The organism is Paenibacillus validus NBRC 15382 (assembly GCF_004000985.1).
In the GTDB taxonomy this organism is placed as follows: Bacteria; Bacillota; Bacilli; order Paenibacillales; family NBRC-103111; genus Paenibacillus_G; species Paenibacillus_G validus.
This window is the reverse complement of the sequence record NZ_BIMH01000005.1, coordinates 94,457-119,488: the sequence shown is the minus strand read 5'-3', so window position 1 is coordinate 119,488 and position 25,032 is coordinate 94,457. Positions and strand designations below refer to the sequence as shown.

The 25,032-nt window shown below is 55.2% G+C and carries 26 protein-coding genes and 1 riboswitch; of the genes, 6 read left to right on the top strand and 20 right to left on the bottom strand.

Translation table 11 applies throughout. From position 1 onward, the window contains the following. The first annotated feature begins 28 nt into the window (after positions 1 to 28). On the top strand, positions 29 to 337 hold the full coding sequence (locus PVA01S_RS05765) for a hypothetical protein (protein ID WP_127605895.1): 309 nt from the start codon (positions 29 to 31) through the stop codon (positions 335 to 337). Between the two features lie 71 nt (positions 338 to 408). Here PVA01S_RS05765 and PVA01S_RS05760 read toward each other — a convergent pair whose 3' ends face one another. The 4 genes from PVA01S_RS05760 to PVA01S_RS05745 are packed head-to-tail and all read right to left on the bottom strand — an operon-like array spanning position 409 to position 3,089. After that, positions 409 to 1,242 carry an energy-coupling factor ABC transporter ATP-binding protein gene (locus PVA01S_RS05760; RefSeq protein WP_127605893.1) on the bottom strand — a complete coding sequence of 278 codons (834 nt, stop codon included), beginning with the start codon at positions 1,240 to 1,242 and terminating at the stop codon, positions 409 to 411. 4 nt (positions 1,243 to 1,246) lie between these two features. After that, on the bottom strand, positions 1,247 to 2,044 hold the full coding sequence (gene cbiQ, locus PVA01S_RS05755; RefSeq protein WP_127605891.1) for a cobalt ECF transporter T component CbiQ: 798 nt from the start codon (positions 2,042 to 2,044) through the stop codon (positions 1,247 to 1,249). Then, positions 2,041 to 2,325: an energy-coupling factor ABC transporter substrate-binding protein gene (locus PVA01S_RS05750; RefSeq protein ID WP_054795450.1), complete on the bottom strand. Its 285-nt coding sequence runs from the start codon at positions 2,323 to 2,325 to the stop codon at positions 2,041 to 2,043. The genes cbiQ and PVA01S_RS05750 overlap by 4 nt, the downstream gene beginning before the upstream one ends. Then, positions 2,322 to 3,089, bottom strand: a complete 768-nt coding sequence (locus tag PVA01S_RS05745; protein WP_054795449.1) for an energy-coupling factor ABC transporter permease — start codon at positions 3,087 to 3,089, stop codon at positions 2,322 to 2,324. The genes PVA01S_RS05750 and PVA01S_RS05745 overlap by 4 nt, the downstream gene beginning before the upstream one ends. A 167-nt stretch (positions 3,090 to 3,256) precedes the next feature. After that, positions 3,257 to 3,453, bottom strand: a riboswitch (cobalamin riboswitch). A 192-nt stretch (positions 3,454 to 3,645) separates the two neighbouring features. Here PVA01S_RS05745 and xerS point away from each other — a divergent pair. Next, the gene (gene xerS / locus PVA01S_RS05740; RefSeq protein WP_127605889.1) at positions 3,646 to 4,746 is read left to right on the top strand and encodes a tyrosine recombinase XerS; all 1,101 of its coding nucleotides are present in this window, start codon (positions 3,646 to 3,648) and stop codon (positions 4,744 to 4,746) included. A gap of 30 nt (positions 4,747 to 4,776) precedes the next feature. On the opposite strand, the gene PVA01S_RS05735 is transcribed toward xerS, so the two are convergent. Both PVA01S_RS05735 and PVA01S_RS05730 read right to left on the bottom strand, forming a co-directional pair. Then, a complete protein-coding gene (locus PVA01S_RS05735) occupies positions 4,777 to 6,075 on the bottom strand; it encodes a PASTA domain-containing protein (RefSeq protein ID WP_127605887.1) in 1,299 nt (432 codons plus the stop codon). A 401-nt stretch (positions 6,076 to 6,476) separates the two neighbouring features. Continuing rightward, the gene (locus tag PVA01S_RS05730; protein WP_164751740.1) at positions 6,477 to 7,169 is read right to left on the bottom strand and encodes an SOS response-associated peptidase; all 693 of its coding nucleotides are present in this window, start codon (positions 7,167 to 7,169) and stop codon (positions 6,477 to 6,479) included. A gap of 177 nt (positions 7,170 to 7,346) precedes the next feature. Here PVA01S_RS05730 and PVA01S_RS05725 point away from each other — a divergent pair, with 177 nt between their 5' ends. Then, on the top strand, positions 7,347 to 8,219 hold the full coding sequence (locus PVA01S_RS05725; protein ID WP_127605883.1) for an aldose epimerase family protein: 873 nt from the start codon (positions 7,347 to 7,349) through the stop codon (positions 8,217 to 8,219). A 169-nt stretch (positions 8,220 to 8,388) separates the two neighbouring features. On the opposite strand, the gene PVA01S_RS05720 is transcribed toward PVA01S_RS05725, so the two are convergent. Further along, entirely contained in the window at positions 8,389 to 9,027 is a 639-nt protein-coding gene (locus PVA01S_RS05720) for an NUDIX hydrolase (RefSeq protein ID WP_127605881.1), read from the bottom strand. A 193-nt stretch (positions 9,028 to 9,220) separates the two neighbouring features. Here PVA01S_RS05720 and PVA01S_RS05715 point away from each other — a divergent pair, with 193 nt between their 5' ends. Next, positions 9,221 to 9,478: a YpbS family protein gene (locus PVA01S_RS05715; protein ID WP_054795524.1), complete on the top strand. Its 258-nt coding sequence runs from the start codon at positions 9,221 to 9,223 to the stop codon at positions 9,476 to 9,478. Between the two features lie 101 nt (positions 9,479 to 9,579). Here PVA01S_RS05715 and PVA01S_RS05710 read toward each other — a convergent pair whose 3' ends face one another. The 3 genes from PVA01S_RS05710 to PVA01S_RS05700 form a co-directional block, all read right to left on the bottom strand. Next, positions 9,580 to 10,128 carry a hypothetical protein gene (locus PVA01S_RS05710; protein WP_174817561.1) on the bottom strand — a complete coding sequence of 183 codons (549 nt, stop codon included), beginning with the start codon at positions 10,126 to 10,128 and terminating at the stop codon, positions 9,580 to 9,582. Positions 10,129 to 10,146: 18 nt separating this feature from the next. Then, positions 10,147 to 10,911 (bottom strand): SDR family NAD(P)-dependent oxidoreductase, encoded by a 765-nt coding sequence (locus PVA01S_RS05705; RefSeq protein WP_127605879.1) that lies wholly within the window; start codon positions 10,909 to 10,911, stop codon positions 10,147 to 10,149. Positions 10,912 to 10,996: 85 nt separating this feature from the next. Continuing rightward, positions 10,997 to 11,521 carry an ADP-heptose synthase gene (locus tag PVA01S_RS05700; RefSeq protein ID WP_127605877.1) on the bottom strand — a complete coding sequence of 175 codons (525 nt, stop codon included), beginning with the start codon at positions 11,519 to 11,521 and terminating at the stop codon, positions 10,997 to 10,999. A 184-nt stretch (positions 11,522 to 11,705) separates the two neighbouring features. Between PVA01S_RS05700 and PVA01S_RS05695 the strand changes: the two genes are divergently transcribed. Next, positions 11,706 to 12,647, top strand: coding sequence for a DMT family transporter (locus PVA01S_RS05695; protein WP_127605875.1), 942 nt, complete (start codon positions 11,706 to 11,708; stop codon positions 12,645 to 12,647). Here the strand turns inward: PVA01S_RS05695 and PVA01S_RS05690 are convergent. The 10 genes from PVA01S_RS05690 to PVA01S_RS05645 form a co-directional block, all read right to left on the bottom strand. Then, on the bottom strand, positions 12,644 to 13,501 hold the full coding sequence (locus PVA01S_RS05690) for a DegV family protein (protein ID WP_244932910.1): 858 nt from the start codon (positions 13,499 to 13,501) through the stop codon (positions 12,644 to 12,646). The genes PVA01S_RS05695 and PVA01S_RS05690 overlap by 4 nt on opposite strands. Before the next feature lie 157 nt (positions 13,502 to 13,658). Further along, positions 13,659 to 15,026, bottom strand: coding sequence for a sensor histidine kinase (locus PVA01S_RS05685; protein ID WP_127605873.1), 1,368 nt, complete (start codon positions 15,024 to 15,026; stop codon positions 13,659 to 13,661). Continuing rightward, positions 15,023 to 15,712, bottom strand: a complete 690-nt coding sequence (locus PVA01S_RS05680) for a response regulator transcription factor (protein WP_054795439.1) — start codon at positions 15,710 to 15,712, stop codon at positions 15,023 to 15,025. Before PVA01S_RS05680 ends, PVA01S_RS05685 begins: the two co-directional genes overlap by 4 nt. A gap of 137 nt (positions 15,713 to 15,849) precedes the next feature. Beyond that, a complete protein-coding gene (locus tag PVA01S_RS05675; protein WP_127605871.1) occupies positions 15,850 to 16,368 on the bottom strand; it encodes a hypothetical protein in 519 nt (172 codons plus the stop codon). 41 nt (positions 16,369 to 16,409) lie between these two features. After that, entirely contained in the window at positions 16,410 to 16,697 is a 288-nt protein-coding gene (locus PVA01S_RS05670; RefSeq protein WP_127605869.1) for a hypothetical protein, read from the bottom strand. A gap of 82 nt (positions 16,698 to 16,779) precedes the next feature. Further along, a complete protein-coding gene (locus PVA01S_RS05665) occupies positions 16,780 to 19,083 on the bottom strand; it encodes a thiamine pyrophosphate-dependent enzyme (protein ID WP_127605867.1) in 2,304 nt (767 codons plus the stop codon). 29 nt (positions 19,084 to 19,112) lie between these two features. Beyond that, the gene (locus PVA01S_RS05660; RefSeq protein WP_127605865.1) at positions 19,113 to 20,117 is read right to left on the bottom strand and encodes a 2-oxoacid:acceptor oxidoreductase family protein; all 1,005 of its coding nucleotides are present in this window, start codon (positions 20,115 to 20,117) and stop codon (positions 19,113 to 19,115) included. A 648-nt stretch (positions 20,118 to 20,765) separates the two neighbouring features. Further along, on the bottom strand, positions 20,766 to 21,065 hold the full coding sequence (locus tag PVA01S_RS05655) for a hypothetical protein (protein WP_230875937.1): 300 nt from the start codon (positions 21,063 to 21,065) through the stop codon (positions 20,766 to 20,768). A 55-nt stretch (positions 21,066 to 21,120) separates the two neighbouring features. After that, positions 21,121 to 22,329, bottom strand: coding sequence for an MFS transporter (locus PVA01S_RS05650; RefSeq protein ID WP_127605863.1), 1,209 nt, complete (start codon positions 22,327 to 22,329; stop codon positions 21,121 to 21,123). A gap of 16 nt (positions 22,330 to 22,345) precedes the next feature. Then, positions 22,346 to 23,515 (bottom strand): iron-containing alcohol dehydrogenase, encoded by a 1,170-nt coding sequence (locus tag PVA01S_RS05645; RefSeq protein WP_127605861.1) that lies wholly within the window; start codon positions 23,513 to 23,515, stop codon positions 22,346 to 22,348. 181 nt (positions 23,516 to 23,696) lie between these two features. On the opposite strand from PVA01S_RS05645, the gene uraA reads away from it, so the two are divergent. Beyond that, positions 23,697 to 24,989 (top strand): uracil permease, encoded by a 1,293-nt coding sequence (uraA, locus tag PVA01S_RS05640; protein WP_127605859.1) that lies wholly within the window; start codon positions 23,697 to 23,699, stop codon positions 24,987 to 24,989. Positions 24,990 to 25,032: the final 43 nt, after the last annotated feature.

The following is a 25,032-nucleotide window of genomic DNA, read 5'->3' as shown; positions in this document are numbered from 1 at the left end:
ATATTACCCGCCAGAAGGAGATTTTTCAATGAGCCGCAAAGAAATGGAAAAGCAAATCATCCGCAATTATCAGCGCGACGAACAAATGATGATCCTCGTATTCGCGCAGTGGTGCGTCAATCACAGTCTGGACCCTATCGATATTTACTTGCGCGCGTATCCGCAGCAAGAAGGCAATGAAGCGCTCCGGCAAGCGGTCGAATTAACGGTGCCCAAGGAAGAATCGGAGGAGATTGGGGATGAGACGCTGCTCGGCGTACTCTCGTTGTTTGGCAACGACGAGCTCGCTTATATCGTCACGGAAGAAATCGCACAGCGCAAGAAGAGCAAACGTTAATCTCCTCATCTCATAACGACAAAGGGCCGCCGCCCCTTACGGTTCGACGACCCTCTAGCGCAAGACCAGGCTCAGCGCCACGTCTCCTGCATCGCCTTCCATGCGGCGATGTCCCTCGGAGGCTTGGCGCCGAGTCTTCTGTCAGCGGGCAGCGCCTTCCACAGCTCAACGAGCGCTGGCAGCTCCAATCCGTAAGCGGCCAGCACGTCGGCCTCCATGAACACGTGCTCCGGCGTACCTTCCATGACGCACGCTCCTTCGTACATGACGAGGATCCAATCGGCCCACGCATAGGCCATGTTCAAATCATGGGTGGCCATCGCCACGGTGATCCCTTGTCCATGAATCCGGTTTAACTCCTCCACCAGCCGATGCTCCGAACGACGATCCAGATAGGCTGTCGGCTCGTCCAGCAGCAGCAGCTCAGGCTCAAGCACGAGTACGCCGGCTAAGGCGACGCGTTTTTTTAGACCCAGACTCAATTGATGAAGCGGAGTCTCCGCCCATGGCGTAAGTCCCATCACATCCAGCATGCGTTCGGTGCGCCGGCGTATTTCCTGCTCCTCCAGGCGGGCGTTGCGCAGCCCGTACGATACGTCCTCGTAAGTCGTATGTAAGATCAACTGCTGCTCCGGGTCTTGAAACACAAGACCGACTTGCCGGCGAAGCCGCTGCAGGTCTTCGTTCTTATAAACGTAAGGCGCATCCTTCCAAAGCATCGTTCCGGACTTCGGCCGGTGAATACCGACGGCATGCAGGAAGAACGTAGATTTGCCCGAGCCGTTAGGTCCGCAAATTGCCGTGCGTTTTCCTTCAGGTATACGTATATTCAGCTGACGCAGAGAGGGCGTTTGAGCGCCCGGGTACGTGAACGTGACATCTGAAGTTTCCAATATCGGCTTCATCCTCTCACACTCCCCCCACTCGAAGCCAAATACTGAGCAGCGCGAGCGTCGCAGCACCGAGAATGCCTTCGGCTCCGTAACGTCCTGGAATCGGCTTAGGTTCGTAAGGCATAAAGTGAAGCTCTCCGGTAAATCCCCGCGACATAAGACCCTGTGACAACCCCCGATAACGGTGCATCGTCTTGGCAAACAGCTGTACGAGCAAGGCCGCGACGTCCCGCAGCGTGCGCCAGAAGCCTGCGTGTCCGCCCCGTGCCCGCTGCGCGGCGATCATTCCTTGTGCGGCATCCGAAAGGTGGAACAAGAACCGGTAGGTAATCACCATCAGCTCAAGCACGGCTTGAGGCATGCGAAGCCGCTTCATCACCTGCATCAATTCCGGGAACGGAATCGTGAAGACGATGAACAGCAAACACGCTTCACAGGCGGCTATCCGCACGAACACTTCCACCGCCTGAACCAAGGCCGCCGGTGAAATATACAACCACCTGCGAAATACCGGAACAGCCAGCAGCGCATCCGGCCGGACGCTTGCGGCGGACGAAGCCGCCTCGATTACCCACGCCGGCAAGCTGGTCACATAAAAGAAGCACGATGCGCCGAACAACCAGCTGTACGTCTTTAACGGGATACCCGCGTAACCGACCGTCCAGACCAGCATCCAACAGAAGATCGCAGCCTGAACCGCAGGCTGCGCCGCATACGCAAGCGTCAGCAGCACGGCCGCAAATCCGCATTTCCACATCGGGGAAACGTGCCGCAGCTTATTGGTATACGACAAGCTATCGATCGTATGGATCATCGGTCTTTAGATTTCGCGGCTTTTCCTTTATAAAGCCCGACCGTATACCCGATCACGGCAGCGCCGACGGCGGCCTGCAAAGCGAACAGCATGCTCTCGGTTTCCGCAGGCGGCTCCAGCAGCGGAGCAAACCAAGGCTCGTAGGCCGGCGACAGCTGGCGGATCATATCCTCGGCCGCCCCGTCGGCTCCCCCGAATTCTCCGTCGACAAGAAGCAGCGGAAGCGTGCTCAGCAGCACGACGCCGGCGATAAGCAGCCCGTTTTTCATCCTTTTGGTCATGAATGATCGACTCCTTTCGTTGTATGCCGCACAACCGACAAAGCTTCGGCATGGTGCAACCGCAGCCAGTTCCAGACAAGCACCGTCAACAGTCCTTCGCTAATCGCAAGCGGTACTTGCGTGATGGCGAAAATACCCGAAAATTTCATGAACGAGGCGGCAACGCCCCCTTCTGCAGCAGGGAACGCCAGAGCCAGCTGCACGGAAGTTACCAAATACGTCGACAAATCGGCTAGAGCGGCTGCCGTGAAGACGGCCCACACTTCTTTACCCGTCGTCTTCACCATGAATTTGTAGGCGAAGAACCCGACGATCGGGCCGGCAACCGCCATCGCAAACGCATTGGCTCCCAGCGTCGTCAATCCCCCGTGTGCGAGCAGCAAAGCCTGGAACAGCAGAACGATCGAACCGAGCACGCTCATCGGCAGCGGCCCGAACATCACGGTGCCGAGACCGGTTCCGGTGGGATGAGAGCTGCTGCCTGTAACCGAAGGAAGCTTCAAGGCGGACAGTACGAACGTGAACGCAGCCGCCAGACCGAGCAGCAGCTTCAATTCCGGCGACGTCTTCGTGATCCGGGCAATGGCGCGGACGCCGAGCACGAAGAACGGGATAAACACCGCCCACCAGAAGATCGCCCATCCTGGCGGCAAGAATCCCTCCATGATGTGCATCGCATTAGCAGATTGCGGCTCGTTCACGACAAAATAAACGATAAATCCGATGATAACCGCGATCATTGACAAGACTTTGGATGATTTCATTTAATCTCCTCCCATGAATTTGTGCAACAAAAAAAGCATTCCCAACCGTAGACGGTTAGAAATGCTTCTTATCCTGATAAACTTTCGGAACGAAAGGGGCCATTCACCCTCCGTACGAAAACCGATCGCAGCAGCTTCCTAACACCTCCCTATCGTCCGTAGGTATATCAGTGTCGTCAGAACAGGCAGGTCTCCTGGCTACCAGCATCGACGCCCGCAAGCCGCCTTCCCGATCCGGTTGCGAATCAGTGGCTTCGTGGCTGCGAACTACGCTGTTACAGTGGCGGGACCGCATCGGATTTGCACCGAACTTCCCTATTAAGCTTCAACCTGAAGTTGAAGCACCTGTTCCCACAATATGCACTTGTGTAAGACTAGCCTTAATGTACACGAACCTGCCTGTGAATTCAACCCCCATATCTAACCGATTTCCTGCAATTGTGATAAAATAACGGGTACAGCGATCGGTTCAAGCAGCTGTCAACCAACAAAACAATATATAATTATAATTATGTTAACTAATTGCTGAATACAGGCAGTTAAGGAGCGTGGCCCGATGAACGTAATCAAAGTCAAAGACCGTTTGGAACTGGAGAAAAAAATCCCGCTGATGCCCTGGTACGTGGAGAAATTCATTAATTATAAACTGCCCGACTTGTCTCCCTCTTCCCTGCTCGAATATGTGAGGGATTACGAGACATTCTTCGGCTGGCTGCTCGCCGAAGGGTTGAGTACGGCCGGACAAATGAAAGATGTGCCGCTCCTCGATCTCGAGCGGCTGCATATGGAGAGCATCGATCATTACAAGATGTTCCTCGCCATGCGCAAAACGAACGCCAATTCGAAAACGACCATTTCCCGCAAGCTGTCCTCGCTGCGCTCGTTGTTTCATTATTTGAGTCAAATCGCCGAGGACGAGAATTTCTACCCGCTGCTCAAGCGCAATGTCATGGCGAAGGTGGAAATTAAACGGACGCATAAACCGAAAGACTCGGCGGCCAAGCTCGAAGGCAAGCTGCTGCAGGAGGCGGAGATCGCCGAGTTTATCGACTATGTGAAGACGGGCTACGGCCAAGACGTGGCATCGAACAAGCAGGCGACCTATGCTTACGAGATCAATAAAACACGCGATGCCTGTCTCGTGAGCCTCATCCTCAACTCCGGACTGCGCGTGTCGGAGGTCGTTAACCTGAACGTCGAGGACGTCGATTTGAAGAAGAAGCTTATTTATGCGTTCCGCAAAGGCAAGAACGACGAGACGTTCAAAACGCCCGTCTATTTCCGGCAGGACGCGGTAGATGATCTGGCCTGTTATTTGGAGCTTCGCAGCTCTGTCTACAAAGCGCCGAAACGCGAGAAGGCGCTCTTCCTTGCTTTGGCTAACGGCAGACAGGAAGGCGAGCGTATGACCAAACGGGCGATTCAGGAAATGGTGATCAAATATGCCAAAAGATTCGGCAAACCTTACTTATCGGTTCATAAACTGCGCCATTCGTTCGCGACGGACTATTACTTGCGCAACGATCTGTACAAAACGCAGGAGCAGCTCGGTCACGCCTCGCCCGAAACGACACAAATTTACGCCCATCTAACCGATAAAACAATGTCTGAAGCGATCGACAAAGAGAAGAAGGACGGGATATCCGGTGCGTCTTGACGCCCGGAATTCCCGTCCTTCTTCGTCTGCTTAAGGCCCTTTGCTTACCCAGAACGATACATTGTCGCCTTTCTGGAGCGGAGTGCCCGGCGCAGGACTTTGACGAAACACCGTATTTGCCGAATGCGGGTTTTTCTCCAAATAAAACTGGTACCGAAGACCGGCAGCCAGCGCCTGTTTCTCCGCTTCTTCTTTGCTTAGACCGACCAGCTGCGGCGCTGTGACGGCTTGACCTTCTCCGGGTTGCGCCTCCGACGATGACTGAGGCTCAGCCGGTGTCGCGGGTACCGGGTTCGCTGCGGACGGCGTCTCCGGCAAAGCGGAGCTCTGGCCCGATTTCGCGGCGGTTTGCTGCGAGTCCGGAGACTTCCGGCCGATCCCGAGCTCCATAAACAATAGAAACACGCCGACCGCGGTCACGGCCGCCACCGTAAACAAGGCCATGCCGATCAGCGATTTTTTCCAAAAACCGCCGCTCTTAGCTTCTTCCACTTCTTCCACTTCTTCCTCTTCTTCGACGATCTCATCCTTTACGGTTGAACGAACGAGCTCATCCTTGGCCGGTACCGCTGCATGCTCCCGTTTGATCGCGAAGCGCACCTCTTCTTCCTTGTCCGGCATCCCGGCTGCCTCATCCGGCGCCGCCTGTCCGGACAGCTGGCCTAACTGCATGATGAACGACGATAAGGTATGCTGGCCCCTCCATGCACGTCCGAGAAGAACGAGCAATGCGTCCTTACGCTCATCCGTCGTGGCAACGAGAGCCGTACGCAAACGCTGCTCCCTCTGTTCCAGCGACGAAGGAATAGATTCCGTCCCCATAAACAGCTGATAGATCAAGCTGGCAAGTCCTCGAGCGCCCTGCTCGTCGCTCTTCACTTTTTCCCAGCAGTTAATAATTTTAAGGTGACCGTCGTTTCCGATCCAGACGTTGTCCGCCATGACGGAGAAGCCGGCGATGCCTTTTTCCAAGGCGTCTAGCATGCCTTTACTCAGCTCGAACGACATGGCAACGACGTCGGCCAAGGTGAATGCTCGGCGTTGTAGCCTGGCCAACAGCGGTTCCCCGTCGAACGATTTCAGAACGGCGTAAATCGATAAATCTTCGAAGCCGACGTCGAGCACATGCAAGAAGCGGGTATCATTTAAATGAGCTACCTCTTGAATCAAACGCATGTACGCTTGTTGTTCGTCGCGGTTCGGCTGCTCGGATACGAAAATAACGATATCCCGCCGCAGCGACAAATCCGTCCCCTCGAATAAAATACCGTTTTTGGCTGGAATAACCGGTTTTTTGAGTACATAACGGGCACGGAGCGTTTTCTCCATCGTGACCCCCTCCAAGCATTTACTTCTAAGCGATACTCGTTACTAACAGCATTAACCCGATTCGCAGGTTTTTAAACAGAACGGAAGACGGGCGCAAGACGGTTCTTATACGATTCGTACATCATCGTAAATTTGGAGGCGTAATCTGGAAAATCGCTTGCGGGATGCGGATGGGACACCGTTCGATAATTATTAATATTATTAATTATTAGTAATATTAAATATAAGATGACCTTCACATCTGCTTTAAGGTGTATTCGTGGGTAACCGCTTCTATACCTGACAAGTTCCATTCCCGTCTCATAGCCGCTTCATGCACGGATGATCTGTCCTGCACGGGAAAACGGCCGAAAAAGACGTTCCCAAGCGACCGTCCTTTTCGCCGCGGCACATGAACAAGCCTACCGTTTAAGCGATGCCTGAAGCAGCGCTTTTACCTTCATCGGCATCTCCCCCTCGCTGTCTTCGTCAGGGCTTGAGCCGGACCATTCGTCCGCACCTACCGGCTCCACGCGCATGCGCTCCGGCGGAAACGGCGATAACAGGCTTTGCAAAAAATCAGGCTCGCCGTTGCGCTTCGAGTCGAGCCACTCCTTCAGCTCCCGTTCCTGTAAAATCGCCGGCATCCGCTCCGTATAATCGTAGAGCAGCCGGTTGGCGGCAGTCGTCATCATGGTGCAAGTCCGAAACTCGCCGTTCTGCTTGTCTTTCCAAATTTCATAAAATCCCGCAACCCCGAAAGTCTTCCGGTCCGTCAACGAAACACGGACATAACGGCGGCGCTTGCCTTCCGCCGCAGATACATAAAACCCGTCGCAAGGAAACACACAGCGGTGTTTGGCAAACAGCTTGCGATACTCGCGTTTTTCCTGAATATCTGCGCCGCTGGTTAATACGGCGTCCTTCGCCCAAAAGGGGATCAGCCCCCAGCGGTACCCTTCCAGCTTGCGCTGTCCCTGCTCGTTCACGATAACCGGCACCGTACGGGTCGGAGCATAGTCCGAACGCGGACGGAGCGACATGCGGATGTCGTTCAACTCGAACCGATCGAATAACTCCGTAACCCCGCTCATGAGCGAGAACCGTTCGCACATGTCCATCCCCCCATCTTTATTCATCGATACATTACCAGTATCTTCTTGGGGTAAAATATTATGCACGCCGTCATCGTGAAGCCTTCTTGAAGCGGCGGCGATGAGCAGGGAATGAATGGCACAGTTTGTCCGGTTTATGATACCATAACGAAGTGTAATGAACGAGGAGGCGAACAAATGAGCGGTTATTCAATTCGAACCTACGAAGATACGTATACAGTTTATGAGTTAAAGGAAGCGGACGGCGACGCCTGGTTTCGCATCGTCCCGGAACGGGGAGGCATCGTGACGAGCTACGGAACGGCCGGAGTCGAGCGGCTTTACCTGGATCGGGCTACGCTGCTTGATCCATCCGCCAATATTCGAGGCGGCATTCCGGTACTGTTCCCGGTTAGCGGCTACATAACCGATAACCGTTACGAATGGAAGGGAACTCCATATTCGATGAAAAATCACGGCGTCGCACGGAACCACCCTTGGCGCGTCGAGAAGACCGGCGACGACAACGGCGTCTATATTACGCTGTCGCTCCGGGCTAACGAAGAGACGCTGGCGTCGTTTCCATTCGATTTCGAGCTGAGCTTCACCTACCGTCTGCTGAACGGGACCTTAACGATCGAGCAGCAGTACAGCAATCATTCCGCAGAACCGATGCCGATGTACCCCGGCTTTCACCCGTATTTCCTGGCGGATCGCAAGGCCGTCCGCTATGACATCGATGCGGATCGCTACTATGATTTCAACGATCATCGGGAGAAGCCGTACGAAGGTGAGGTCGATTTGGATCAGCTGCCTGAATCGGTCGTGTTCCTGGATGCGAAGGAACCGCGGATCGGTTTCACGTTCGAAGGCCGGCAAGTTGTCGAAATGACCTACAGCGAGGCGTTCCGATACGTCGTATTATGGTCGATTCAAGACAAGCCTTTCATCTGCGTCGAGCCTTGGATGGCGATGCCCGATGAGCTGAACCGCAAGCAAGAGCTTACGTATGTGCCGGCCGGCGGTGTCGTGCAGGCCGTTCTTGCCATAACGAGCAAATCCGGCGAATAGCAAACACGTGTTCGAAGACGGGCAAGCCGGCCGGGCGCCTTCATGAAACCCTGATGAAAGCCTGCGACATTGCCCGTTTCTCAAATTTCATGAACAGAAGGTAATTTGTCGAAAATGTCTGAAAAATCGAAAAACAAATCATTTCTTGCGCTTACCCGGGAAATGATCATCATTTCTCATCGTTTATTACCCGAACGGCATCGAGCACCATCCGGTAATACGCTTCCGGACGCGGTACGAAATCCGCCGTGGATACGACTCGGTGCGCGGCCGTCAGCTCCCCTGCATCATCCGGCCGGACACCGTGGATCCGCAAGTGATTCAGCTTGCCTGCCGCTAGAGCCTGGACATCCGCGAAGCGAACGGCGTACAAGCCGGTCACTTCGTCCGGTTGAAGCTTATAGGCCGTAAGCGGACGGCCGCTCTTCAACACAAATACGTGGCAAAACTCGCGGTCGATGCAGTCCGGCGCAAGGAGGGCTTCATCGGTATACATACCGCACTTATGCAGCTGCTCGAACGATGCTTCGACGCCCAGTTCTTCTTCCAGCTCCCGCAGGCCGTCCTCTACGCGTTCCCCCGCCAGCAAATGACCGGCGCACGATATATCGAGCAGTCCGGGATACGTATCTTTACCGGGATGCCGCTCTTGAAAGAGCAGCCACCCCTCCCCTTCCGTCTCGTACCACAGCCAGCATTGAAACGTCTGATGCCATAAGCCTTGCGCATGCACTTCGCCCCTGGATGCCGTTCCAACCAGGTTCATCCGTTCGTCGAATATGTCGAATCGCTCTTCTGATTTACTCATCTTTACCGGCCTCTCTCCGTGTATCGTTTCACTCTATCCGCGATCCGGAGCGACCCTGCTCCTGCTCCGTTCGCGCGGGCAATGTCCGTTGATACTCATAAGGTTTCGCTTTTCCGCCTGTTGTCATCGTCATAAGGGATAGTGTATCATGGATTTTATTGAAATGCATGATAACGAAGGAGTTGCAGTCTTCATGAGCGTACATGAAGCCATTACGGCCCATACGTCTAAGCAGCACGCCCATCTGGAGCGATTTCTACAGCTGGAAGAAGCGCGCGAGCGGGCCATCGATCAAGCGGCAGCCGACTGTGCGGCCGGGAAACCGTTCAGCGTCGAGGCGATCAATGCGATTACCGCACGCATCAACAGCCACGCGCAGCAGGGGATATCCCCCACCCGCGTTTATGTGACGGAAGCGATGATTCGCGAATTCGTCACGCGTAACAAGTAAATGCGCAGACGCGTCCGGCGTCGCGATCCATTTGGCGGATTCGCGGCGTCGGACGCGTTTTTTTGTCAACCGATAGCAGGCAGTGCCCAAGACGATCCGCCCTAACCCTGCACGAAATTTCTGCCCTCATCCGCGTACACAAGGCACATGACCGCGATATCGAGCCATTGCTCCAGCTCTTCGATGTGGCTTTCGTCGATGCGCTGACGGAATTTCAATTGAATCCGGTACGTTTCCGGCGCTTCCGAAGGGCCTTCGTTCGCCTCCGGCTGCAGCAGCACGGTTAATTCGTGGCGAATGTCCGCTTCCTCGCCCCACAGCCGGGTTAAATAATCGTGCAGCTCCGCACAGTGCGCCCGGCGTTCCCGGGGCAGATCGAGCGTCAGCAGCAGGTCCGCTCCCGGCCGCCTGTCGGCAAGCCGGGCAATGCGCCGTTCCGCCGCGAAGTCGGTCAGGCCGCTCGCCAGCGTCACCGCAGCCTGACACGTGCCGCCGTTACGTGCAAAGCGCATACAGAATTTGCGCGACATGGCGGCGAGATCGACGATATCCTCGCGTCCGCTGATGCGGATACGGTTTTCCGCATCCACATCGTACAGGCGCCCTTCCAACACTACTTTCAAATTATCGAAAATCGTAGGATCGAACATCCGTTCCGTTCTCCTTCACTAAAGGTCTCTCAAATCCAAAATATCGCCTTGCTTCCAATCGCCGTTGCGGACAACGCGAATCAGCTTATCCGCCGCCTCTTGCGGGGAGAACAGCTTGCCGGTACGCTTCAGCTCGACAAAGCGCGGCTTCGACGGGAATCGGGCTTCATCCGTTCCGCGAATTTGCTCCTGCATCGCCGTATCGACGACCCCGGGTGCAATCGATACGATTCGGGCCGCATGGGCTCCCTCCCCTTGCTCCGCCGCAACGCATCGGGTCAGCATGTCCATGCCGGCTTTAGCCGCGCAATAGGCGCTCCAACCGATATACGGCTTTTTGGCTGCGCCTGACGAGATGTTCACGATCGTTCTTACCGTTCGCTCCCGCAGCTCCTCCGTCAACCGCAGGAAAGCCGAAGTCATCAGCAGCGGCGCCGTTAAATTGACCTGCACATTGCGGGCCAGTTCGGCTTCGTCTGCAAGGCTAAGCTGCGCGATCGGTCCTAGCACGCCGGCATTGTGGATCAGCGTTAATCGGCCTCCGGCGTTCGTTTCCATCCGGACCGAATCGATAATACCCGCCATGCACTCGTAATGGCCATCCGCTCGTCCGAGGTCGAACGGCACGAAATCGAAACGCCCCGGAACCGAACCGGCGAGCTCGGCCAGGCGTTCATTGCTCGTCCGGGATACCCCGACGACGCGGTTATTTTCAAGCAGCAGCCGCTCGGCAAGCGCTTCGCCGAGGCCGCGTGACGAACCGGTAATGATATAGACGTCCAATTACCGTGTACCTCCTTCAAAAAAATATCCCCGAGACCGGGGATTCATCCGTTGTTGCCTTATTCGGTTTAGTTACGGTCCCAGCCTAGGGCTGCATCCAATCATCAGCGGTAATCCCCTGCTCAACGGCGAAATCAAAATCGTAAACATCGTATACTTGAACCGGAATTTCCGCTTGTATGATTTTATCCATAAGTTCAACCTGATCGGTCACGATGGGCGCTTGCTCACGCAGCGAAGTCAGAATAATTTCGGTTTCAATCGGATCGACGGCTTCGCCGTATTGGGCGTTCTCCATGGCATTGACGACGGTAAACGTCACATTGTCATTGATCGGCAGCGGCGGGCTTAAACGCCAAGGCGCCAGCAGCGCACGCTCCAGCTTCTTCTTATTGAACGAATCGTCAAAAAAGGCGATCAATTCACCGATTTTCTGCTTCACGTGAGCGTCGTCGTCGGCTTCCGGCATGACCGGCTCGGGGCTGTCTTTCATCTCGTAGAGCTCCATGATCGTGTTGTACGGGATCAAATACTCGACGGGCTGACTCGGTGCCAGCAATTCTCCATAAATCGCGACCAACACCGCTTCGATTACAAATCGCCGGGACATGCTCGATTCCTCCTTCAAATGATGCGTCCGTCCTTCTTGTCCGGCCTTAACTCTTTCTTAACATAAATGAACGGAAAAGTCCATCCGCAGCCGCACAAAGGGGCGTGATCTTTGACAAATATAGTGATATAATGGACTCTTGCTCACTATCCGACAACAAGATGCATACGAGGAGCGAATGCATATGAAGCCGTCCAAATCTTTTCCATTTCCGATCTCGCTGCTGCTTATCATCGGCATTGTGGCGATTTCATTCTCGTCTATATTTATCCGTTGGTCAAATTCACCTGTCTCGGTCTCGGCGATGTACCGGTTAACGATAACGGCGCTCCTGATGCTCCCGCTGCTGTTCCCATACCGGGCGTCCGTGCGTCGGATGCGCCTGCGCGAATGGTTGGAGCTGTTTGCTTCAGGACTTGCGCTGGGCCTTCATTTCCTGCTGTGGATGGGCTCGCTCCGGCTGACGTCGGTGGCCAGCTCCACCGCTATCACCTCGCTGGAGCCGGTGTTCGTGCTGCTTGGCGCCTGGTTGTTATATCGCCAAAAGACGAGCTGGCCCGCTATCCTGAGCATGGGCCTTGCCATGCTCGGCGCCTTGATGATCGGCTGGGGCGATTGGGGGCTTACAGGCTCGGCGCTGCTTGGCGATGCGTTATCGCTGCTCGGAACCGCCGCGGTGGCGGCTCACATGCTGCTCGGCAAGCGGCTCCTTGCCCACATGCCGCCTTTCGTATACAGCTTCTTCGTCTTCGTGTTTGCCGCCGTTTGTATAGCCGGTTACAACCTCGCGCTTGGCATTCCCTTAACCGGTTATCCGGCGCGGGAATGGGGGCTGTTCCTGCTGCTCGCGCTCGTACCGACGGTATTCGGCCATTATGTGTTCAATTGGCTGTTAACGTACATGCGGCCGGAGACGGTATCCATGAGCGTGCTGGGAGAACCGGTCGGCGCTACGCTGCTGGCGTATTTCCTGCTCGGCGAAGCGATCGGCCCGCGTCAGGCGGCGGCGGGACTGCTGCTGCTGCTCGGCGTATGGTTGTTCATCCGTACCCATGAAAAAGAGCAGCCGTCCATCCAGCCGCCCCTTTCCGTATCAAACGCGAACACGGATCGATCCATGAATTAATGATAGCAAACGAGCAGTCCGCCTTCGCCGGCATACGTGCCGATCACCGGGCCCATCTCCGTCACATACGCTTGCCGGAACGGATACCGCTTGAGAATCCGGTCCTTCAGTGCGATCGCTTCCTCCAGACAGTTGCTGTGTGCGATTCCGAGAACGCGCTCCTCCAGACCGTGACCGATATCTTCGAACTTTTCAATAAGACGGTTGAGCGCGTTTTTGCGCCCGCGCACTTTATCGGTCACCTCGATGGTGCCTTCCGGACTGGCATGCATCACGAGCTTGATGTTGAGGACGGAAGCGATGGCCCCTTTAGCCCGGTCCAGCCTCCCTCCCTTGATGACGTTCTCCAGCGTGTCGAGATAAAAGAACGTTTTCGTTTCCGGCACACGCTGCTGCGCTCTATCTACGATCTCATCGAAGGTACGGCCTGCCTGTACGTCAAGAATAAGCCGGTATAACATCAGGCCTGTGCCCATGGAAGCCGTCTTGGAATCAAGTACGGCGATTTTCCGCTTGGCGGCTCCGCCGCCGGATTCTTCCAGGATCGATTTCGCCATAGAAGCATGCTGATACGTGCTGCTGATATTGGATGATATGGTAATGAGGATGATATCGTCATCCGGATATTGTTCGAAAGCGCGTATAAAATCCTGCGGCGATGGACTAGCGGTTTTGGGTAAATTTGTATGCGTTTTAATTTCCTGGTAAAACACGTTTAAACCCAAGGAGTGATCGAACTCTTTACCGTCGAACGTCACATGAAGAGGAACGGTGCGAATCGGGTCGGTTCCCCCCCACTCCGCGGGAAAATCGACGCCGCCATCGGTTAATAATCGAATTGCCATGCGCTTCATTTCACTCTCTTCTTGGATGCTTTATTTCCTACAGTACGAGGAAAGTAAGATGCAGGTTTCATTATGACACACCCGGGAGGAAGCGACAATAAAAAAATAGGAGCCGTACCCGGATCGATACCGGATACGGCTATGCTTGCTGCAAGATCTTCCAGCGTCATGACGATTCTTCCGCGAGCGGCAGCCTGATTTCGACTTCCGTCCCTCGCGTTTCCCTGCTTCGGATGCGAATGCTGCCGTTATGCCGCTCGACAATTTGCTTCGCGATCGAAAGTCCCAGTCCCGTCCCTCCGCTGGAGCGGTGACGCATTTTGTCCACCCGGTAAAACCGCTCGAACAAATGCGGAATGTCTGCTTCGGGAATGCCGATCCCCTCGTCCTTCACGACAATGACAGCCTCGCTGCGCTCCCGGCTCAACCTGATTCGTACCGGGCGCCGGCTGTACTTGACTGCATTGTCGAGTACGATGACGAACAGCTGCTTCAGCGGTTCCGGTTCTCCCCAGCAAACAATCCGCTCATCCGCCGCATCCACGACCAAATCCCGTTCGAAAGCTACGCTCAACCTCCCGGCGGTCTCACGCATTAAGGCAACCGCCTCGACCGGCTGGAAAGAGATTTCTGCTTCCATACGCTCCAGCTCGGCCAGCCGCAGCAAAGCCTGAATGAGCCCTTTCAGACGGGAGGTCTCGGCTTGTATCGCCTGCAGCGCTTCTTCGCGAAGAGCCGGATCATTCGCTCCCCAGCGGCGCAGCAGCGAGGTATAGCTCTCAATGACGGTTAGCGGCGTACGCAGCTCGTGGGAAGCGTCGGCGACGAATTGCTTCTGCTTCTCGTCGTGCTCGCGAAGCGCTTCAATCATTTCGTTGAAGGTTTGACCGAGCTTGCCGAGCTCGTCCTTCTGCGAGGTGATCTTGGGGCTGAGCGTCACGAAGGTGCGGTTGCGCCGAACCGCCTTCATCGATTCGAGCAATTCCCGGATCGGACGGATAATAATTTGGGTGTAGACGAGCCCGCTGATCAGCGCAAAGGCGAGCACGCCGCCGGTCGCGATTACTAACCCGGTTCCGAGCTGCTTCATCCATTCGCTGACGACGTTCAGCGCCTTGCCCAGCTCCAACTGGCCGATTTGACGGTCATCGTCATAAATCGGCACCTGCAGGAACAGCATCCGAAATCCGAAATCGTTGACCATGTCGGTATAATAATTCGAACGAAACACGACCGGATACCCGGACAACTGCACATGGGTCGATATGCCGGCCACGACATCCCGGTTGGGCGCAATGATTCGAACCATCATATCGGGTTCTTTGAAATCTTCGAGCAGCTCCGGCTTCGTCCAATTGGAGCTATCGTGGATTTCCGGATTGCGCAGGATGATCTGTGCTTTCTTCCAGAGCAGCTTCGTTTCGTTAAGCGTCGTTGAAGCCGAGATATAAAAATATAACGATACGTTAAACACGACGACGATCAGTAAAATCCAGAGCGACGACAGCAGGATGAGCCTGGTGCGCAAGCTCATACGTCGGGAACCGATAACGCGTAACCGATGCCCCGCGCCGTCCGGATCAGTTTCGGGCGGTGCCCTTTATCGATTTTCAGCCGCAGATACCGCACGTACACATCTACGATATTCGTATCTCCCGTATGCTCATACCCCCACACATCGGTTATGATTTGCTCGCGGCTCAATACTTGCCCGGCGTGCTTCATCATATAGTGCAGCAGCTCGAATTCGGTGGGGGTCAGTTCAATCGGCCGGCCCCCGCGCATGACCTTCCGGGAGGCCGGCTCCAATACTAAATCGCCGACCGTCAGCGTCTGCTGGTCATCTGTTGCCGGCTCCGTCATTCGGATCAGATTGCGAATCCGTGCCAGCAACTCTTCGATGACGAACGGCTTGGTCACATAATCGTTAGCTCCCTGCTCAAAGCCGCCTACGATGTCAGGCGTCGAATCGCGCGCCGTCAGCAGGATGACGGGTACAAGCCGTCCATCCTGACGCAGGCGGCGCAGCACTTCGAGTCCGCTGCTGCCGGGAAGCATCACGTCCAGCACAATCAAGCTCCACGTCTGGCCCAGCGCCAGCTCCAAACCGGATAAGCCGTCACCGGCCACCTTCACCTCGTAGCCTTCGTGCCGCAGTTCCAGCTCAAGCACGCGGGCAATTTGTTGTTCGTCTTCGATCACAAGAATGGAACGCTTCATCCGGGTACATTTCTCCGCTCGTATGCGTTTTCACCTAGGTTCCCCTTGATGAAGTTCCTTTATTCGAGTGACCGTCAAGCATGGATAAACCGCCCGGTTGATGGTCCGGACGGTTCGGGTAGTTCGGGTGGTTCGGTTTACGCTTTCTTTTTCGACGGTTCGGAACGTTCGCTGCCGAACGCCATGATCACGTTTTGAATTTTTTGCAGCCGAATAAATTCGTTCTGCTTCAAGTCGGAGCGGAAATACGCGTACAAGTAGGCGCCCTCCAGAAACGTTAAGGACGGGTAGCAAGCCAAATCTGTATTCGTATACGGATTGTCAATGAGAATCTGCCATTCCCCGGCCCGATCGTCGCCTACTATCGATTCCAGCACGGTTTGCTTAAACTGTGCGATCTGCTCGAACTCGTTCCAGATGTCCACCCAAGAAGGGCTGAACCGTCCCGGCTCGGGAAACAACTGCCTGGCTGCGGCAAGCAGCCGGTTTACGCGCTCGATTTCACCATCCTCAAACCGTTTCAGCATGTCGCGGAATCCTTCCAGAAACAGCCGGAACGCTGTAAATCCGCCTTCAACGACCGTTTGCCGGAACTGCTGCAGCTCCTGATCGGTAGAGGCTTGTTCGAATATGTTAAAAGGGGTCGTTTGGTTCAATAGGTTACCCTCCCCGTTCCCGTCCTGACCCGCCTGCGTGTTTAACGCTGCCGGGTCGTCATCACGCCTTCCAAGCTTAACAGCAGTATTCGTGACGGATCGTTTTTCAATTTAACGTTACAAAGCTTCACGCGGTTCTCGTCGATGGACAGTACGAGCCAATACGGTGCGTCATCACGGCCGATTGCATGCAGAAACGATTCCTTCTGCGCTTCGGCCTCTTCTTCCGTTTCCCATTGCTTGACGCCGGAATAGTCCAAATCATAGTTGTTCTTCTGCAGACAGGCGGCGATTTCACCCGTGTTCGATTGTCTAAGCACAATGGGCATCTGATGAATCCCTCCCTTACCTGCGTCTTTGCGCCGGAAAAAAAGGGCGCAAGCCCATATCGAGTTTGCTCCCGGATTGATCTTACAAATACGGATTTTCGTGTCTGGCCTTCAGCCGGCTCCAGCGGCGCTCGACTTCGTTCTCGAACGATTGCAGCGCTTCGGCATATTCGGGCTTCGTCAAGTGTTTCGTCTTGCCCATGTTCTTCAACCAATCGCCAACCGGAATTCGCTTGTTTTTATCTTCCGGATTGTACGTGATCGTGGTCACGCCGTTCTCGATCTCATACATCGGGAAGAAGCAGGAGTTGACGGCTTCATCGATCAGCGTCTGGCCGATTTGCTCCTCGGACAACCAGTTAAGCGGGCACGTGATTAAGATTTTACCGTACACGAGGCCTTCGTTCTGGGCGTAATATTGAGCTTTTGCCGCTTTCTTCAGCAAATCCTGCGGCAGCGACTCGGAACCGGTGAACACGTAAGGGATGTTCGTGGCCGCCATGATTTGCGGCGTATCCTTATGGTGGAACAGCTTCCCGCCTTGATGCTTGCCGACGTTGGACGTGGACGTCCGGTGGCCGAGCGGCGTCGAGTAGGACAGCTGCGCGCCCGTATTCATATATCCTTCGTTGTCGTATTCCAAAATAATCATTTTATGATTGCGGAGCGCCGCGCCGATCGCAGGACCCATACCGATATCCATCCCGCCGTCGCCGGTAATCATGACGAAGGTGAAGTCGGCCGGCAGGTTATATTGATCGAGTTCGCCTCTTCGTTTGCGTTCCCAGAACATTTCGACCACGCCGGAGAGGGTAGCCGCACCGCTTTGGAACAAGTTATGAATGTATGTCGCTTTGTGTGAAGAGTACGGATAACCGGTCGTCACGACCATCGCGCAGCCGGTATGGAACAGCGCTACGATATCGCCCTCGATGCCTTTGAAGAATAGCTCGAGACCGGAGAAAATTCCGCAGCCCGGACAGGCCCCGTGACCTGGAGCGAGACGTTTCGGCTTCTTGGTCAATTGACGGATCGGCGGCACTTTCACTTTCAGCTGGCCGGTCTCTTCGTCTTTATTGACCGTGATCAGGCCGGTGTTCAAATCTTCGTACTTCATCGGCTCGATCACGCGCTGCGGCTTCTTGGCCGGATCGCCGGCCGTATGGCCATAGTAATCGAACGGCACGGCCACTTTGCCTGCCTCAACCGCCTCAAGTGCCAGTTGGAACAACGCGTGTCCGTCTTCGGCATAGAAATCTTTACCGCCGAGGCCGTAAACGCGGCTGATTACGAGCGTATCAGTGTAACCGGCCGTGTACAGCGCCGCTCTGATCTCGAGCGACATGTTCCCTCCGTGCGCGCCGTACGAATCCGCCCGGTCGCCGATCGTGACCGCCTTCACATTCTTCAACGCTTCGGCGATTTGCTTGGCCGGGAACGGACGAATCATGTTCGGTGCGATCGAACCGGCCTTAATGCCCTTCTCGCGAAGCTGGTCGACAACGTCTTTGATGATCTCGGACGACGAGTTCATCAGGAATACGGCCACTTCCGCGTCTTCCATCCGGTACAGGTCGAGGATCGGGTAGTCGCGGCCCGTCAACACTTTGTACTCCTGCCTGATGCGGTCAAATACTTCGCCCGCGCGATACATCGCTTCGGACTGCTGGTAACAGTTGTTGATGTAGTCCGGTTCGTTCATGTAAGGACCGACGGTGATCGGGTTGTTGCGGTCCAGCACGTGAGGGAAGTTTTGCGGCTGCTCGCCGATGAACGCATGCACGTCAGCTTTGTGAGCGAAGGTTTGCACCCGGCGCTTCTGGTGGGAAGTGAAATAACCGTCGGAAGCGACGATGACCGGCAAGCGCACTTCAGGGTCTTCGGCCAGCTTGATGGCCATGATATTCATATCGTATACGGCTTGCGGATCACGGCTCATCAGAATCGGCCAGCCCGTATTCAGCGCATAGTACAAGTCGGAGTGATCCCCGTGAATGTTAAGCGGTCCGGAGACGGAGCGGCACACCAGGTTCATGACCATCGGGAAGCGCGTACCGGATTGCACCGGCATTTGCTCCAGCATGTACAAGTAACCGTTGGCGCTCGTCGCGTTGAATACGCGGCCCCCCGCGGTCGATGCGCCGTAACAAATGCCTGCGGAACCATGCTCCCCGTCGGCCGGGATCAGTTTAATGTCGTGTTGGCCGTTGGCCTTCATCAGATCGAGGAATTGCGCGACTTCCGTCGACGGCGAAATCGGAAAATAACCCATGACATGATAATTGATCTGGTGCGCGGCATACGCAGCCATCTCGTTCCCGGACTCGTACACCATCCGCTGTTCGACCGTGCCCGTACTCACTTCTTTATTGATCTCAATAGCCATTTGTTTCGTTCACCTCTCCCGAATTTGTATTATTTCACCAAATCAAAGCGATGCGGCACGCGGTTCGCTTCGGCGTAGCCTTCCATTTCGCGGTTGGATGACAGCGCTTCCGTCGGACAGGCGACGACGCACTTGAGACAGCCCTTGCAGTATTGATAGTCAATGCCCTGCAGGAACATCTGCGGTCTGCCCTTCTTGTCCGGCTGCTCATCCCACACGAAACAAAAGTCGGGACAGGCGGTGTCGCACGCGGCGCAATGAATGCATTTCTCATCGTCAAAATGCGGCATCATCCCGTTCCGGGAAATGCTCAAGTCTTTCAAAATGCTGTTCCCCGGGTTGGAAACCATCCCGCCGATCGGCTGGGTCAAGTACCCGTATACCGGAATGTCCCAACGCTTCGGCTCCGGCATCGACTCGCCCTCGGGCAGCGTGAACGTCTGGAACCTGACTTCGTCGTAACCGCGTTGGAACGTGCGCAAAGCCGGCTCCACGGCGCCCGGGTATTTTTTCTCCAGACTCTTGCGGATAATGCTCTTCATATGTTCGAAATCCAGAAATTCGCACAGACGGAACAATCCGCCAAGCATCGCCATGTTGACGCGGTTTTTCTCCTCAAGCGCGATCCCTGTAGCATCGACGACGGCCACGGTTCCGCCGATGAGGTTCATCTTCTCTTTCAAATCTTCAGGAGATTTGCCGGAGTTCACGAGCACGACGCTGTCCTCGTAAATGCCGCTGACGACGTTAATCGTCTTGGATAAATTTTCATGAAATACGCCGACCACGTGCGGTCTTTCCACCGGTGTCGTATCGCGGATATTCGTTTGCAAGTCGCAGAATCGAATATGCGCTTTAACCGGAGAGCCTTTTTTCTCGGAACCGTAGGAAGAAAAGCTGACACCATTGAAACCGCTTCCGACAACGCCCGCTTCAGCAAGCATCTTGCCTGCCAGGTTAGCCCCAAGCCCGCCGATGGATTCTAGCCGAATCTCAAAGAAACCGAGCTCATTCGTTTTCGGGAGAACTCCCATGCTAGTAACGCCCCCTCGTACAATTGGATGGAAGGAATAGGATCCCTTTGCATCAGTATAACAGCTTCTAAGTTTCACGAATAGTGTTTTTATTATCATTTTTTCTGATAAGTGGCTTTCAGAAAGGATATTTTTCAACTTTACGCAGATATTTTTCACGTTGTTTAGTAGTATTTAGTAATACTACTAATACAGAATGAAAAGGAGTCTGACGGTGTAATCCTACGTCCTGTCAGCTTATCCGGACTGGAATTAAATTACATCCAAAGCAGCAAGAGAGCTTATGCGTCCGAGCGTTCAAGATGGTTTTGTCCGAAAATGGGGGTACGACCGGCAGCCTTTGCGCTATACATTTAGCCATGAGGGAACGTCAGGGAGCCTTGCGGCAGGCCGGCAGCCTGACATGTTTGGAAGCCCATATTCCGCGGAGATGTAAGAAAAGCTCCTGACCGGAGCCTTTTCGGGGAAGATACATTCGTGTTTTTAAGGCAGCTTTTCTTGCGATACAGCAAGTGTTCAGCTCCGCTGAAAACTAATACTTCCGGTATCTTAAGAAAAGCTCCTGACCGGAGCCCGGATCTTGTCTGCTGCGCTACGGTTTCCGAGCTAAAAAAAACTCCGTCCCGCACGGCAGGACAGAGGCATTCTTCAAACTTCGGTACGATAGCGGCGGAACAGCGTCCACCAGCCGATATACAGTGCGTACACGCCTAAATAGGCCCCGCTGCCCAAAAAAACAGGATCATAGAACACTTTATGCACTTCGGTCATCATCACGGTATCTTTCACGACAATATCGAACACCGCACGGGCCGTACACAATCCGAACCCGTACATCGCTGCAACCCCGACCGCGTCGAAAGCGATGGACGCCCGCGGCGCGAGAAAACGGATGACAAACATGAAGGCCGGAGCAGCGACGGAGCTTGCGGCCAGCAGCAAGAACAACGCGCATCACCTCAACCCTAGCTTGCGCCGGAGGCTGGGCGGCTATGCGCTGCTGTTACATTCTTTCCTCCCGAACATGCCGGACGGCCGAGCGTTTGCTCTTCGCCATAAACCATACGCGGGTCAATACGGCGGCGGTCAGCCCAAGAGCCCCGGCCAAATAAAATCCGCTCTTCAAGCCTCCCCATTCGTTCAAGCCTCCTGCCAGGAAAGGGCCTGCGAACATGCCGATCGCATAGACCGCCTGATAGAAGCCCATGGCAGTCGCTCGTTTCTCATCCGGGATATGTTCGATCGACAGACCGAGCAGCAGCGGCAGATGCAGCCCCTGCACGCAGCCGTTGATCGCTTGCGTGGCGACGAGCAGTCCGAAACCCGGTACGAGCGTAGTTCCTGCCGAGCATATCGCGCTGACAACGAAGCCGGTCATCACAACCGGCCATGCGCCGAACCGGGGCGCGAGCAGCCGGCCCGAGTAGTAGGCCGTCAAGGCGTGCGGGATCATGAAGGCCAACACGAGCAGGGTCAAGTCGAATTGATCGGCACCCATACTAAGTGCGTACGAAGGCGTAAACCCGAACATCGTAATAAAGAGGACGCCGTGCGCCAAGATCGAAAGCGTCGACACTTTCAGCAGCAGCCGGTCTTTCATGACCGCGAACAAATCCTCATACCGCATCGGCGCCCGATGCATCTCGCCCTTCGGCTCCTTCAAGGCAAACGCCAGCGCAAATCCGACCAGCCCAATGATGGTCCCGGCCCAGAACGTGGCCGCCCAACCGCCGGTTTCCACCAGCAAACCGCTGACGCTCATGCCGATCAACTGTCCGGCGGCGGTGAGCAGGCTGATCATGCCCATCGCACGCGTCGCCTCCTCTTTCCGGTACAGGCTGGCGTACATGACCGTAAAGGCAACCCATGTCGATGCGGATATACCGGCCATGATCCGCCCGGCAAGCGCCCAACCGAGCTGTTCGCCCATCGCAAAGCAGAGGCAGCTTAACGTGACGGTCAGCATGCCGAGAACCACATACGGCTTGCGGCGTTTCAACCGATCCGACGCGATGCCAAGCGGAAGCCGCAGAATGATTTGCATCAGCCCGTAACTGCCAAGCACGACCCCCATCATCGTATAAGAAGCGCCCAAATGCTCCAAGTACGGCGACAAAATCGGGACGTACACGTAAAGCGAACACCAATATAATATCGTTACGAGAATGAATATCGCATGGTTAAGACGATGCGAACGCTGGTTATTGTTCATGGCCGGTACCTGTCATTTACAAGCTCATGCGCAATATCGCCAGCACATCATCCGCGCCCAGCTTCCGGAAATAGCCGATCGGACCGAAGCGTACAGCCTCCTCCGCCATGCGCGGCAAGCTTTCCTCTCCGATGTTCAAGTCGCTCAACCGGGACGGCGCGCCGATACGCGTAAAATATTCGCGGGTCGCCTGAATGCCGGCAAGCGCGATTTCCTCGTCCGATTTGCCTTCGGGTTCAATGCCCCATACTCGGACGGCAAACTGGACGAAGCGATCGATCCGATCTCGGTATACGTATTTCATCCAGTTCGGGAAAATAATCGATAGCCCTTCCGCGTGGGCGATATCGTAGATCGCGCTAACTTCATGCTCCATGGCGTGCGTCGCCCAATCGCCCTGCATGCCGACGCTGATCATCCCGCCGTTCAGCGCGTAGGTGCCGCACAGCATCAGGTTCGCGCGCGCTTCCGGATGCGCCGGCTCCTGAAGTGCCTTCTCTCCGTTCTCAATGACGGTCTGCAGAATCGATTCGCACAGCCGTTCCTGCAGCGGCGTATCCGTCGTCTGGCTGAAGTATTGCTCCATCACGTGCGACATCATGTCCACAATGCCGTTCACTGTCTGATTCGCGGGCACCGTGTACGTCAACGTCGGATCCAGAATGGAGAACTTCGGAAAAGCGTACGGGCTGCTGAACGATTTCTTCAAATTTTGCTCCCAATCGGTAATGACGGCGCCGCCGTTCATTTCCGAGCCCGTGGCCGATAACGTCAGCACGGTTGCGATGGGAAGCGCCGCTTCAATCTTTGCTTTGCGAAGCAGAAAGTCCCACACGTCCCCTTCGTAAGGAACACCGACCGCTACAGCCTTGGCTGCGTCGATCACACTGCCGCCGCCGACCGCGAGTACCAAATCGACCGCTTCGTCGCGGCACAGCTTGATGCCGCGGCGCACGGTCGATACCCGCGGGTTCGGTTCAACGCCGGGCAGCTCGACGATTCGTGCGCCGATCTGGTGAAGCTGCTTAATCACCCGGTCATACAGCCCGGTTCGTTTAATGCTGCCGCCGCCGTAAACCAGCAGCACGGTTTGGCTGCCCAGTTCGGCTACTTGCTGGCCCAGCTGGTCGGCCATGCCTGCCCCGAACAAGATTTTTGTCGGGTTATGAAAAGTAAACGAGTTCATCGTGAAATGCCTCCTTCGTAGATAGAGCGATATCGAATTGCCAATTTTCATTATACGCTTCGAATTGTAAAGATGAAAATTTAGAAAAAACAATGGTATTTTCAAGGGAATTTGATTATGATATTAGCCGACGATACATACAGGCCTAAATTAATTCTACTCGTCAAAGGGGTGCATCATTTTGTCTCGTATTCGCGAAGTGAAGGTGGGCGAGCGCCCGCCGCTGCTTCAAAGTTTGCCGCTTAGCCTGCAGCATCTGTTCGCTATGTTCGGCGCCACCGTACTCGTGCCGGTGTTGTTCAAGATCGATCCGGCAACTATTCTATTGATGAACGGTATCGGCACGCTGCTTTACTTGCTGCTGTGCAAAGGGAAAATACCGGCTTACCTCGGCTCCAGCTTTGCATTCCTGTCCCCCGTCTTCGCCGTCTTAAGTTCCGGCATGCCGTATCAAGCCGCGCTCGGAGGATTTATCGTATCGGGTCTTATTTTTATCCTCGTCGCGCTTCTTATTCGCGCCGTAGGCACCGGTTGGCTCGATGTGGTTTTCCCGCCGGCGGCCATGGGCGCGATCGTCGCCGTCATCGGGCTTGAGCTTGTGCCCGTCGCCGCGGAAATGGCCGGGTACATCAAGCCGGCGGCTGCCGGCGCCGATTGGCGTATAGACCCGGATGCCGTGCTGATCTCGACCGTCACGCTGCTGATTACGATCGTCGGGAACGTGCTTTTCCGCGGCTTCTTCAAAATCATTCCGATCCTTATCGCGATTGTGTGCGGTTATGCCCTTGCTTACGGGCTCGGCTTCGTTAACCTGGACCCGGTCATCGCCGCCCGGACCTTCACGGTGCCGACGTTCTACGCGCCGCAGTTCGAGCTGTCCGCCATCACGATCATCGCGCCGGCGGCGCTCGTCGTCATCGCCGAGCATATCGGACACTTGATCGTAACGGGAAATATCGTCGGCCGCAATTTGTCGAAAGATCCGGGACTGGACCGCTCTCTGCTTGGAAACGGCATTTCGACGGTTATTTCGGGTTTTGTCGGCTCCACCCCGAATACGACGTACGGTGAAAATATCGGCGTCATGGCGATAACACGCGTCTATTCCGTCTGGGTCATCGGCGGCGCGGCCGTCATCGCGGTTGTGCTGTCTTTCTTCGGTAAGCTGGCCGCCTTCATCAGCACGATCCCTTCGCCTGTCATGGGCGGCGTATCGCTGCTCCTGTTCGGTGTCATTGCCGCTTCCGGCATCCGGATGCTGGTGGAAACGAAGGTCGACTATTCGAAGACATCCAATCTGATCCTGACCAGCATCGTGCTCGTCGTCGGACTTAGCGGCGCGACCGTGACCATCGGCAGCTTCAGCTTGAAAGGCATGGCGCTTGCAACGGTGCTCGCCATCCTGCTCAGCCTGTTCTTCAAGCTGCTGGAGAAGCTTAAGCTATCCAATGAAACGACCGACGCGCCGCACTGAACAGGCGTTTGTTACTTGCAAAAAGAGGACCGACCGAAGATAA